Below are 12,897 nucleotides of genomic sequence, written 5' to 3' on the forward strand. Positions count from 1 at the left end.
TCGGAGGGAAAGGAACTAGATACGCATCATCCGGTAATCAAATTGGTGGCCAGTTTGGCCCGAAACAGAGGGGTCACTTTCATTGAAATACACACATTGAATTGCCAATTCATCTGTTGCCGTACTTACATCAACATCTTCAATGCCTTCAACAATAATCGTGTCTGTATCTAGGTCTAATTCCAATAATTTAGAAATGGCATAATCGAACTGATAGAAATATCCCTTTATTGTGTCTATAGCAGTTCTATCTGTCATTTTATTGTAAGGTTGAATTTTCACTAATTATTCGGAAATCAATTGTGAACAAAAGAGGTTTTTAATATAGATTAGGCGGGGTAAGTTAAGATTGAGCATAACGATTTATTTAGTTTTACTAATGTATAAAGAAAAAAATAATTGCAAATACGGGAAGCCGTAAATACTCATAGTTAAGTATGCATACTGAAATGCGTATGGAATACTGGTTGTTTCAGTAAAGCTGGCACAACAATGAACAATATGTTTACTAATGATACCTACCCACCATTCTTTTCAACCTATTTCCTAATCCATTCACTTTTCTTAGTTTTGAGCTTAAATAATCGAAATAAATACAAAGCAGCATGAATCATTGGTTAGTCAAATCAGAGCCTTTTAAATACAGTTGGGAAAGATTTAATGCAGATGGCCGTACCTTTTGGGATGGCGTGCGTAATTACCAGGCCCGTAATAACCTCAAAGCGATGAAAGAGGGCGATTTGGTGCTTTTTTACCACAGCAACGAAGGTAAAAATGTAGTGGGTATTGCCAAAGTAGTAAAAGAATTTTACCAGGACCCCACTACTGATGATGCGAATTGGGTGGTGGTTGATCTGGCTCCTGTAGAAACGTTGAAGAACCCGGTTTCATTAGAGCAGATTAAAGCTGAGCCGAGTTTGGCCGATATTTCATTGGTGAGGCAGGGGCGTTTATCGGTAATGCCGCTTAAAGCTGCTGAGTTTGATAAGATTTTGGAAATGGGGGCTTAGTCCGAAGTCTTTAGTCGATTTACGAATTTGAATTCAGTTAACCGATTTAAACAATTAATTAATTGTTTAAAAACATTAGTAACGTACAATTAATGTCTTTTGCCATACGCCACGATCTTGCCTCGGCTCACCGCCGCCGAAGGGCTCTTTCTTTTTGGTGTCAAAAAGAACAAAACCGAGGCATTGCCGAGCTCATTAATACAAATGAAAATAATAGAAAACCATTAATAAAACACCGGCTGAAAATTTTTCTTTTGAAGCCAGTTGTTAGGCCAGAACAGTGCAGCCCGAAAAATTTGTTAGGCCGGATTTAAGTAGAACGTAGATACAGTGCTTTGGCCTAGCTGGGTGGAAGTTCAAACGGTACACAAAGCTGATTCATAGCACAAGCCTCCATTTGAAATGTATTAAAAGCATTTCGACTCTGCTCGGTGTGATGGAAATGTTAAATATTAAAATATTGTAGTAAATTTAACTGTCTCTTAATACCTCAACATGAAAACCATCTGTTTTACGCTCCTCTTTTTTCTTTCCTTTACTTTGGCAAATGCTCAGGGTATAAAACCTTACATGGCCATTCTTAAAACCGTAAATGGTAAATACAAAGGGATTTTATACAAAGTAGATTCGGTAAATGCGATCCTGAATCATGACGGCGAATTTATTAAGGTTCCCATCAATGAAATTAAAACCGTACAGATTAGGACGATTAAAAAAGGTTATAAAGGGATAGACCTGGTTAAGATAGGTACAGCGCATCCCGAGCAATACAAAGTAGACGCCCGTGGCAAATTGGTCGATAAATGGGGTAAAGAAGCACCCAGTTTGGAAGAGGAAGCCGGAACTGCGTTTTATTCTGTCATTTTTACTGCACTTGCCAATGCCGTTGCCTTGCCCATCCATGCCATTAATCCGAATCTGGCACGTTTTAACTTTAATAAAATAGATCAAAATAAGTTAAACGAACTCAGTTATTATTCTATTTACTACCAGGCTAATCCAAATGTGCTCGCCGAACTGCAGCAGCTAAAAAGTATTTCAGCTACATTTAAACCTTAGGTGTTTAGAGTAGGCTTGGGAGTAGATTAACCGATTTATAAAATCGTGCTGATTTTAAAGATTGCTTTTTCATAAAGTTCTATCATGTGGCTACAAATATTTTTTTTCGCTCTCTGCCGCGGGGCATGGTCGTTTTTCGCAAATCATGTTGTTTTTATTTGTGCTCAAGAATGCTGGCGCATTTTGGAGCGCCAAAGTACCCAAAGCGCTCTGTCAATCCAACAAGGTGGCTTCTCACTAGCCCACGCACATCAAAAAAACAGCAGCACTTTGTTTAATCAGGTATTGTTATGTTTTATTTGGTCTGATTGAGCCCTGCGGGGTTTGTGTTCAATTCATTTATAGCTTTGAATTATCTTCTATGAACACAAAACCACTGCGTTTCAGGTTTGGTGGTGCTATTTGTCCTGTATTACACCTGTTTTTTGATCCTTCTGCCACTTGGGATTGACGGCGTCCTTCGGGGAGGACCGTGTTTTATTAAAGTCAGTTAGCAAAATGCCTAAAATATTCTTAAAAAAGATTTGTCCACACAATAGATTCTAATCGGGTTGATGTACAAAGTTTTGTGCCTTGAAAACAAACCGTTGTTCAATAAACCTGACAGCAGCGGGCATTCCGATTCTTCATCGGAATAAAGCGAATGGCAGGGCTACAGTACCTATGAAATACTGACATTCATTTCCAAAAAAAAAACTTCTCAATTAACCGGTTAACCAGTTTATACAATTAACCAAATAAACTACTCAATCACACTAATTCTCTTGCTCAAGGTTATTCCAAGCGTCATTACAATACTCGATCCCAGTACAACCAGAAACAGGAACGGCGTACCCACTTCGGGTATTTTTAAGGAAGCTGGCAGGTTAAAATAAAGTAAAATACTGATCAGTCCGCGGGGGGCGATGTATAAAATCGGGCCTAGGTTATCCTTTTTAAATATTTTAAGGAAGAGCATCCTGATGAGGTATATCGTGATCAGGATGAAAAAGCCATTGGCCAATACAATCTTGTTGTTCAGTTCGCCGATGTTCATCGTAAAACCGAAAATAACAAAAAAGAATGTCCGCAAAATAAAAGCACTTTCTGCCGATAATTGGTAAAGCTGCGATAAATCGGCCGTTAAATTCTTGTATAAAAAAATACTCCTGAACCAAACGTTCTGGATGGTATCTGCATTGTTCAGGAATAAACCTGTACTCAGGATCAGTACGAGCGAAGAGAGGTGGTAAGATTGACCAATGGCATAAACCAGGATGAGTATGGCTATAATCAGGAAAAATTTAATGTGGTGTACCAGCCTGCCCATAATGTACAACAGTACCACACAGGCAATGGCCGATAGTAAAAGAATGAGGAAGGTGCTTAGCCCCAAACCGATAAAGGCAGATGTAGTGATCGAGTGATTGGTAATAGCAAAATTGAAAATGATGATCCCCAGGATATCAGAGAAAGACGATTCGTAGATGACAAACTCTTTATCTTTATCATTTAAAGCTGCTGCCGATGGAATAGCAATGGCCGAACTAATTACACTAAATGGAATGGCATTGGCAATACAGGTATATAAATCGTGGTGCGAAATCTGGTAAATGATGGTGGTAATTACGCTGATGGTACCCAGTAAAATGGTTAAGGCCGATAAAAAAGCACCTTTAATGACCCTGTTTTTATGTTGATCATATTTAAGTTCGAGCGAGCCCTCAAAAACAATCAAAATTAAACCCACTGTACCTAAAGTAGGGAGTATGGATAGAAAATTAAAAGTCTGTATTTTAAGATAATCGACCAGGAAACGTAAACCGATACCTAAAAGCAATAGCAATAAAACCGACGGTACTTTGGTTTTACTGGCCACTAAATCAAACAGATAAGAGAAAATTACTAATCCGCTTAAAATAATAAGAATGGTATAAGTTGTCATATTTTTCAGCGTAAGGTAAACACTAAAGTAAAACAATCAAACCAAGCTGAAAGGAAATTGTTGAAAAAAAATTACGCTTTAAAGAAAAGTGCCTTGAGTTCGCTGGCCTCATCAGGGTTCATTTTTCCGCCTAAAACCAGGCGTAATTGCCTACGGCGTAAGGCCCCCTCAAACAAATCGATTTCTTCTGGCGTTTCTGGGATAAGTTCGGGCACGGGAATGGTGCGTGCGCTCTGATCAACCGCAACAAAGGTATAATAGGCCTCATTACTTTTTTGGCGTGCACCGCTAGGGATATTCTCTGCCCATACATCTAAACGGACTTCTACAGAGGTATTAAAAGCCCGGGTAACTTTGGCTTCGATGGTAATTACATCACCTAATTTAATGGGTTGTTTAAAGGAAACATTATCAACCGAAGCGGTAACCACAATACGGTTGCAGTGTTTCTGAGCCGAAATTGCCGCTGCAATATCCATCCAATGAAGCAGGCGTCCGCCCATCAGGTTATTTAAGGTATTGGTATCGTTGGGTAATACCAATTCGTTCATGATGGTAAAACTTTCTTTGGCAAATTTCTTTTTTAAACTCATTTGATGGCAAAAGTAAGTAAAATGTAGTTAAAATGGTATTACAAATAGATGCTGGCGGATGGAAAGGATGTTTTTTCTGCGGTGATCAGCGAAATCAACGGGGAAAAGCATGTTAACCTAAACTCGATAATTATTTAATGAAAAACAGTTTCTAAACACCTCGGGCTAGGCCAATTCTTCATGCTGAATTCATTTTACAAGTAGAAATAGTGTTTTCAATTGCCTTGTAGCTACTACGTGGTCAGCATCTTACATAGCAGGAAAGACCCTGAAATAAATTTACTTCGTAGCTTTCCGCTTCGCTACAGGTCAGGGTGACGACCGCTTTAAAATTAATATAGAACTCAGTTTGTTAAGGTTGTTCCCGCAGATCATACAGATTTTCGCAGATTGATGATTTGCTTTTCGACGGAGATCAGCGGGAAATAGATTTGGGAGCGTGTTATTAAAAACAATTCATCTTTTATCATGTTATCCATACAAAAAAATCGAATTTAATGCAGAACCAGACCCTGATCCAATTTTTCCATTGGTATTATAACGAAGAACAAAATTTGTGGACCAAAGTAGCTGCCGAAGCGAGTCATTTAAAAGAAATTGGAATAACTGCTGTCTGGCTGCCTCCAGCCTATAAATCTAACAATGCCGCCTATGATGTCGGTTATGCCGTTTACGACCTTTTTGATCTGGGCGAATTCGACCAGAAAGGAAGTGTAAATACTAAACACGGATCTAAAGATGAATATATCAAAGCCATTGAAGCACTGCACGAGAATGGAATTGGAGCCTTGGCCGATGCCGTTTTTAACCATAAAGCTGGGGGCGATGAACTGGAGAAAATAGCCGTGAGAACGGTAAACCCTGATGATAGAACTGAATTTACCAGTGATGTTTTCGAAATAGAAGCCTGGACCAAGTTTACCTTTCCTGGCCGAAAGGGTAAATATTCTGAATTTATATGGAACCATGAGTGCTTTAGTGGGGTAGATTGGGCGGAAGACCTTAAAAAAACAGCCATTTATTCCATTCAAAACTACCTGGGCGAAGGTTTTGAAGAGGTTCCATCTACTGAATTGGGCAATTACGATTACCTGATGTTTAACGATATCGATTACCGCAATAGGGCTGTAATTGAAGAGTTAAAATATTGGGGCGAATGGATAGTCGAAACCACCAAGGTAGACGGTTTTCGGTTAGATGCCGTTAAACACATCAATCCCGATTTTATTGTAGAATGGATTGATCACCTGAACCAAAAATTTAACCGCGAATTTTTTATCGTGGCAGAAGACTGGAATGTGGTGGATAGAGAGGGACAATTGAAATACATTGAAATTACCGGCGGCAGGACGCAAATATTCGATTCGCTTTTGCACCATAATTTTTTCCTGGCCAGTAAAAACGAGGATTTTGATATGCGGACGATTTTTGATGGAACATTGGTACAGGTGAAGCCCGATCTGGCGGTAACTTTCGTTGATAATCATGATTCGCAACCTTTGCAGGCATTGGAATCTTATGTTGATTTTTGGTTCAGACCTTTAGCCTATGCTATGATCTTGTTGCGCGTACAGGGCATTCCATGTTTGTTCTTTCCTGATCTGTATGGAGGGATTTATGATGATAAAGACAAAGAAGGCGATGAGGTACATGTTGAGCTGGTGGCCATCCCAGTAGTAGAAACCATAAGTAAAATCCGTACAGCCTTAGCCTATGGCGAGCAACGCGATTATTTTGACCATGGCATTTGCGTAGGATGGACCCGCGCTGGTGACGAGGAACATGAAAACAGCGGTTTGGCGGTGTTGTTAAGTACAGGAGAAGAGGGTTATAAAGAAATGGAAATCGGTAAACACTTTGCCGGAAAAACTTTTGTTGATGCTTTAGGCTATCGTCAGCAGGAAGTTGTGATTGATGAAAATGGCTGGGCGGAGTTTCATTGCAATGCCGGAAGTGTATCGGTTTGGGTGTTGAAGGTAGAATAGGATTGGCACGTAGAATCGTCATTTCGACCGTAGTGGAGAAATCTTTGAGCCTTATTAGCAAATTAAAAGATCTCTCCATTTCGCTGTGCTTCAGTCGAGATGACGGAGCTTTATTTGAATATTACTACAAAAAGTTATCCTCCGCCCGATAAGCAGAAATAACAGCCAGTTCGCCTTCTTTGCCACCTTTCGAATTGCCGTGCTCCATACCCATAACACCTTTATAGCCTTTAGTATACAAGTGTTTGAACAGGTTTTTATAATTGATTTCTCCGGTTGTAGGTTCTTTCCTGCCCGGATTATCGCCAATCTGGATGTAGGCGATTTCGTCCCAACAGCGGTCGATGGTTTTGATTAAATCTCCTTCTGTACGTTGCATGTGGTAAATATCATAAAGAATTTTACACGAAGGACTTTTAACCGCTTTGCAAACAGCGTAGGTTTCATTTGTTTTTTGCAGGAAGAGTTCAGGCGTATCGCTCAGGGTTTCCAAAACCATAATCAAACCGTGGGGTTCAAAAATTTCGGCACCCGCACGCATGGCATCAATTACATTGGCAAACTGGTTGCCATAAGGCAGGTTACGTTCATAAAACCCGGGCACTACGGTAAGCCATTTGGCGTTACAGCGCTTTGCAGCTTCGACTGATTTTTTGCAGGTTTCGATAAATTTATCTTTAAATTCCTTTTTGCCCGTAGTTAAAGAAGTTTTCCAGTTATCGCCACCATCTACTACAAAAACGCCCATGCGCATACCCAGTTTTGCCAACAGGTTTCCGATTTTTTCCTGCTCTTCAACAGGGCGGCCCAGGTAGCCGTTATCTTCTATTGAACGGAAACCTTTATCGTATATAAACTGGATCTGATCTAAAAAACTTTTGCCTGCATGATTTTGGAACATGCCCTGGTGCGGGGCATAATCGAGGTTAAAAGTTTTATCGCTTAATGCGGTATTGGTTTTTTCGGTAGCAAGAACATGGGTAAAACCTCCCCCTGCGGTTACAGCACCAGCAGTAAGGAGACTATTTCTTATAAATTCACTTCTTTTCATTGGTGAGGTTCTAGATTATTGGTGTGTAATTAATTTTTTAAATCCGGTGGTTAAGGTATCGGCTATTTTGCCATCTTTTTGGTGGTACACAAAATAAGCTTCGAGGTTTTTTCTGCTTTCTACAAAGGCAATAGCATCTTTAAGATGCATGGCCATTAAAGCATTGTCGTAACCATCGGCGGTAATGGCATCGTTCGCATAAACCGTAACGCTGATCATCTCATTATCTAAAGGATAGCCCGTTTTAGGATCAATCAGGTGTGAAATCTTTTTCTTTCCGCTCTGGTGAAATTTCCGGTAATTGCCTGAAGTGGTGATGGCGCCTGAATTTATGGCGGCGATATGCCTGATTACCGGAATTCCATCTTTATCGGGGCCTTCAATGCCAATCTTCATGGCTTCTCCATTGGGTTTTGGCCCTGATATCCGAATTTCACCTCCCAGTTCGGCAACATACTGCTTAATCCCTTTTTTCTCAAGATAAGCGGCAATTAAATCGACACTGTAACCTTGTGCAATACCATTTAAATCGATTTGCACACAAGGTTTTTGTTTGCTCAATACACCATTCTTAAGTTTTAGGTTTTTCATGCCTACACAGGCCAATATTGATTTAATAACCGCCGGACTGGGTTCTTTTTTTGCCTCTTTTGGTCCAAAACCCCAGGCCTGTACCAATGGGGCAACGGTAATATCAAAAATACCTTTGGTATCCTGGTTGATCTCGAAACTCCTTTTAAGTACGTCGTTTATGAAACGATCGGTTTTAATTTCTTTTCCGGCAGCATTAAATTGATTTATCAATGATCCCTTCTTGTAAAGCGACATCGATAAATCAATTTCGTTTAAAAGACTATCTATGCCTGCCTTAGTTGCTAAACTATCAGTGGCATAGTACATGATGGCATAATCGGTTCCCTGTGCAAGACCATTGATTTTATATTGCCTCACTTCTTTTTTTAAGGAAAAAGCAAAAATCAGCGGTAAAATGAAAAGCAAAAACCTATAACGCATCCATTTAGTTTAAATCACCTTTGTTTGTCCGGGCCTGGCTACAGGGTATAATCCATTTTCGTCAGGCATTAATTTTGGGTTAGCATCCCATGCAAAACGTTCGGGCATTAAGCTAATGTTGGAAGCCAAGGCCTCGTCCCATTTAATGGTTTGACCGGAATAAGTAGCAAAACGGCCAATAATTGACGAAAATGTACTTGTTGCGGCATAATCTACATTACTGAATCTATATTCTCCCTTAGAAACCGCATCGAACAGCTCGTCGTGTTCTGTCTGGTACGGGTTTGCATTTCCTTTGGTATTGTGGTTATATAATTCTTTGCCGCTGTAATCTTTCATGATGGCCTGGTTGCCGGCTGAAAGATAAATCTTGCCTTTTGTACCTTGAAAAGATTCATCCACACGGTTACTGATACCTTCAAAATGCCTGCACTGGCTATGGATTACCGCACCATCGGCATAAGTGAGTTCGATAGAGTGGTTATCATAAATCTCGCCATAATCTTTTCCTGTTCTCCAGGCGCGGCTGCCCGTTCCCTGTACCGAAACCGGATGCCCGTTTTTGATCCAGTTAGCAATATCGATATTGTGTACATGCTGCTCTACAATATGATCGCCGCATAACCAGTTGAAATAATACCAGTTTCTCATCTGGTACTCCATTTCAGTCTGGTTTGGTTTACGCGGACGTACCCAAACGCCACCGCTGTTCCAGTATACCTGGCCTGCCATGATATCGCCAATGGCACCATCGTTAATGCGTTTCATCGCTTCGCGATAGTTGGCCTGGTAGCGGCGCTGTAAACCTACTACCACGTTTAATTTTTTCTTTTTAGCTTCTTCGGCTGCGGCCAATACCTTTCTAATACCCGGTGCATCTACAGCAACAGGTTTTTCCATGAAAATTTGTTTATTCTGTTTAACCGCTTCTTCGAAATGAATAGGACGGAAGCCCGGAGGCGTGGTTAACAGCACTACATCGGCTAATGGAATGGCTTTTAAATAAGCATCGAAGCCTACAAACTGACGTTCTTTCGGAACATCCATCTTTGCAGCAAATTTTGAACTTAAGGACTGGTAACTGCTATCTAAACGGTCTTGAAAAGCATCGGCCATAGCAACCAGTTTGATATTAAATTTAGTGCTGAGTGCCTGAAAAGCTGCTCCTGTACCACGATCGCCACAGCCTATTAAGGCTATTTTAATGGTATCCGATCCTGATGCATATGCTCCGGCCAACGGAATACTGCTTAACATGGCCCCGCCGGCCAGCATGGCTGTTGCTTTTAAAAAATCGCGACGATCTTGTTGGTTAATTGGTTTTCTCATGTGTTTAAGTTTTATTTTGGTTAGGGTTGTGTTTTTTAAAAGTCTTTTATGGGCTGCTTATCGTAATACGCATCTATTTCTGCTTTTGAAGGTGTTTTTACAGGACGTACCAGCCGCATGCCTACAAAAGGAGCTTCAGGGAACCACCAGTTACTTTTCGGAATCTGTGGATCCAGTTGTTTCCAGGATGGATCAGAAGCTAATCTAGCCGTCGAGGTTAAATTATTTGCTGTTTCATCGTAAGAACCTCCACGAACAACATTTGGGTAAAGCTTTTCGGGTTTGGCAACAGGGTTTTCAGTGATTTTATCTTTGCCCTGGCTGTAAAAATCAGCAATGTACTGGTCGTAAGTCCATTCGCTAACATTCCCGTGCATATCGTACAAACCCCAGGCATTCGGTTTTTTTAATCCTACCTGATGGGTTTTATTATCGCTGTTATCTTTATACCAGGCGTAATCGCCTAATTTAGCGGCATCGTCACCGAAAGAATAATTGCTTTCGGTACCTGCTTTACAGGCGTACTCCCATTCTGCCTCTGTTGGTAAGCGATAAAAAACACCTGTACGTACATAAAGCCATTTGCAAAACTGGATGGCATTATATTGGGTCATGGCTATGGCGGGCTGGTGCTCTTTGTCCATGCCAAAAGTCATATCGAGATAGGGTTTTGTGGGTCTGGTAACGGCATCTACTTCAGCCGGAATGGCACCTGTACTGGCTTGTTTTTCATAATCGCGATAGAGGAAGGGTTCAAAAATATCCCAGGTTACCTCATGTTTTCCCATCCAGAAAGCATCGAGTTTAACCTCATGAACAGGTTGCTCATCTGGTTTTCCGTTTTTACTTCCCATTTTGAATTTGCCTGCCGGTATTGCCTGCATATCGAATTTTAATTTGGTCCCGTTAATGGATTGTGTGTACGAATCGCTGGGTTTTTGTGCTAAAATCTGTGCACTTGGATAGGCTATTAATGCTACGGCAATTAACTTTTTAAACATAATTTTTGGTTAGATACACCTAATTCTCTAGTGTGTTTATTTGGTTGCTTTCTGAAGCACTAAAGTAAATAACCACATTTAAAACAAAGAAAACTTATGTAACAATAAAGGTAAGAAATGTAACATTAAAAGTCAAATTGACAATTAAAGCTATCGTCATCCTGAACTTGTTTCAGGATCTAATTGGCGAAGATCTTTTAAATCGATCTTACTTATAAATAATTGTCTAAGCGTATTATAGCTAAAAGGTCCTTTGCCACATAAGGAATATAAGGTCATTTAAGCTTATATTCCTTATGCATCTTATATCGTTTGTTTTGTATTTTGACGCATCATCATTGCAAGCTGACTTACCTTCTGTCTAAAACTTTATTGCTTAAATTGGTATAACCAATTAAGGTATCCCAGCGCGCACCCGGACGGCGGTAATAAACGAAAATCTGATAGCTGTTTTCGGTCTGGAAGAATGCACCCTCGAAAGGTTTGGTTTCCATTAGCTTGGTATCTTTGTTAAACCAGGCAAACTCATAGTCGTAGAGGCCTTGTTTAAGGATCACATTGCCGTAAAACTGTTTCCTGTTGGCGTCGTAAATCAGCTTGTTTTCATTGCCCATGGTGTAATTGTTAAACCGGCCAACCACATAAGCATCGCCGTTAGCGCTGGGAGCAGGAGCATTTAAGGTAAACAAAACGCTCATGTACTCTGCCTCTGTCTTGTCGTCCCGTCCGTCGGTATTGCGGATAAAAAAGTTTCCGTTTTCATCAAACTGGTTGGCAAACGCACCTGAAGTTCTGGGGGCATCCTGAAAAAGTATCACATTTACCGATTCGTTATCGCGGTATATGCCTTTAACATTATCGGCTTTGTACCTTAAACTCCGGGTATCGAATTTTCTGAATTCATTATCTCCCCAGAAATCATTCGTATTCAGATCGTTATAAACCAGTTGGTTTGGTCTTACAAATGCTGGTTTAGTATTTACCTGGATTGTATTGGCATTGAAATTTTGCATCACCACTGCTTTTATATCCTGGTAGGGGTTTGGGATGGGAAATGTATGGTTAATGGTAAAGTTGATTTTTTGTTTGTAGTTCCTGTTCTCAACCTGCATGGAATTGGTAATTTCTGCAGCAATGGCCACCTGATTGTCGAGCACGTAAAAACGCTGTGAAATAACAGGCCTGTTTTTATCACCATCCAGATATACTTTTAACACATAATTGCCACCGATTTTGGGTTGGATCTGCGTATTGGGCAGCGTGATTTCGTAATGTGTATATTTTCGGGTAGTATTGGATGAATACCGATAGTTGAGGATACGGTCGTCGTTAAAACTACCCAAATAATCAATGCTCGAAATTTTAGAAGTTTCCCATTCTGCAGTACAATGTTCAATGGTATACCAGTAGTTTTGGGTGCCCGCAAGTAAATCATCAAAAGAAAAAGTAATGGTTTCAGGCGAATTGAGCATCATTACCGGTATACTTTGCTCTTTATTGCTGTTATAACAAAGTACAGTTTTAATATTTGGAAGATAAATTTTATTCTCGTTAGTAAACGTTTTGTCGTTTTGCGCAAAGGCCAGGGTTGAGATGAAAAATAAAAACGGAATTAATATTTTCTGCATGGCTAAAAGTAAAGTTTTATTGGGAAGGGACAAAACCGAATTATTTGTGGTGTCAGATATTACTATCTGACACAAAAATATTTTTGTTTGAAAATAAGCCACGGAAACACGGATTAACACGGAAGATTTTTCGATGCATCGTTATTTCTGTGCATGCGGGAATCTTAAAACGCTTGCATTAAGGTTCGTTCCCAATCAAGTTGGGAATGACGATCTCTCTCAGAATATGTAGGTGTGTCTGATACCTATCTGGCAGCTAGGTTACCGTCATTTCGAGGGGTAATTTATCTTATAAAAATCAAT

11 protein-coding genes are annotated in these 12,897 nt (G+C 40.2%); 3 read left to right on the forward strand and 8 right to left on the reverse strand.

Features of this window, described 5'->3' with window-relative positions; all coding sequences use genetic code 11:
- Positions 1 to 15 precede the first annotated feature (15 nt).
- A complete protein-coding gene (locus tag HDC90_RS18625) occupies positions 16 to 258 on the reverse strand; it encodes a hypothetical protein (protein WP_184469070.1) in 243 nt (80 codons plus the stop codon).
- A 347-nt stretch (positions 259 to 605) separates the two neighbouring features.
- Here HDC90_RS18625 and HDC90_RS18630 point away from each other — a divergent pair, with 347 nt between their 5' ends.
- Together HDC90_RS18630 and HDC90_RS18635 are read left to right on the forward strand one after the other, a co-directional pair.
- On the forward strand, positions 606 to 1,010 hold the full coding sequence (locus HDC90_RS18630; protein ID WP_184469072.1) for an EVE domain-containing protein: 405 nt from the start codon (positions 606 to 608) through the stop codon (positions 1,008 to 1,010).
- Between the two features lie 495 nt (positions 1,011 to 1,505).
- Complete coding sequence (locus HDC90_RS18635; RefSeq protein WP_184469074.1) at positions 1,506 to 2,069, forward strand: hypothetical protein; 564 nt, start codon at positions 1,506 to 1,508, stop codon at positions 2,067 to 2,069.
- 742 nt (positions 2,070 to 2,811) lie between these two features.
- On the opposite strand, the gene HDC90_RS18640 is transcribed toward HDC90_RS18635, so the two are convergent.
- Together HDC90_RS18640 and HDC90_RS18645 are read right to left on the reverse strand one after the other, a co-directional pair.
- Positions 2,812 to 3,993 carry a sodium:proton antiporter gene (locus tag HDC90_RS18640; protein WP_184469076.1) on the reverse strand — a complete coding sequence of 394 codons (1,182 nt, stop codon included), beginning with the start codon at positions 3,991 to 3,993 and terminating at the stop codon, positions 2,812 to 2,814.
- 71 nt (positions 3,994 to 4,064) lie between these two features.
- Positions 4,065 to 4,586, reverse strand: a complete 522-nt coding sequence (locus HDC90_RS18645) for an acyl-CoA thioesterase (RefSeq protein WP_184469078.1) — start codon at positions 4,584 to 4,586, stop codon at positions 4,065 to 4,067.
- A gap of 497 nt (positions 4,587 to 5,083) precedes the next feature.
- Here HDC90_RS18645 and HDC90_RS18650 point away from each other — a divergent pair, with 497 nt between their 5' ends.
- A complete protein-coding gene (locus HDC90_RS18650) occupies positions 5,084 to 6,571 on the forward strand; it encodes an alpha-amylase (RefSeq protein WP_184469080.1) in 1,488 nt (495 codons plus the stop codon).
- A gap of 124 nt (positions 6,572 to 6,695) precedes the next feature.
- Here HDC90_RS18650 and HDC90_RS18655 read toward each other — a convergent pair whose 3' ends face one another.
- From HDC90_RS18655 to HDC90_RS18675, 5 genes are all read right to left on the reverse strand, one after another.
- The gene (locus HDC90_RS18655) at positions 6,696 to 7,622 is read right to left on the reverse strand and encodes a hydroxypyruvate isomerase family protein (protein ID WP_184469082.1); all 927 of its coding nucleotides are present in this window, start codon (positions 7,620 to 7,622) and stop codon (positions 6,696 to 6,698) included.
- Between the two features lie 15 nt (positions 7,623 to 7,637).
- The gene (locus tag HDC90_RS18660; RefSeq protein ID WP_184469084.1) at positions 7,638 to 8,636 is read right to left on the reverse strand and encodes an FAD:protein FMN transferase; all 999 of its coding nucleotides are present in this window, start codon (positions 8,634 to 8,636) and stop codon (positions 7,638 to 7,640) included.
- Between the two features lie 9 nt (positions 8,637 to 8,645).
- Positions 8,646 to 9,965, reverse strand: a complete 1,320-nt coding sequence (locus HDC90_RS18665; RefSeq protein ID WP_184469086.1) for a Gfo/Idh/MocA family oxidoreductase — start codon at positions 9,963 to 9,965, stop codon at positions 8,646 to 8,648.
- A 35-nt stretch (positions 9,966 to 10,000) separates the two neighbouring features.
- On the reverse strand, positions 10,001 to 10,966 hold the full coding sequence (locus HDC90_RS18670) for an SUMF1/EgtB/PvdO family nonheme iron enzyme (protein WP_184469088.1): 966 nt from the start codon (positions 10,964 to 10,966) through the stop codon (positions 10,001 to 10,003).
- Positions 10,967 to 11,316: 350 nt separating this feature from the next.
- Entirely contained in the window at positions 11,317 to 12,594 is a 1,278-nt protein-coding gene (locus tag HDC90_RS18675) for a DUF5103 domain-containing protein (protein WP_184469090.1), read from the reverse strand.
- Between the last annotated feature and the right edge of the window lie 303 nt (positions 12,595 to 12,897).

The organism is Pedobacter sp. AK013, from assembly GCF_014205835.1.
GTDB lineage: Bacteria > Bacteroidota > Bacteroidia > Sphingobacteriales > Sphingobacteriaceae > Pedobacter.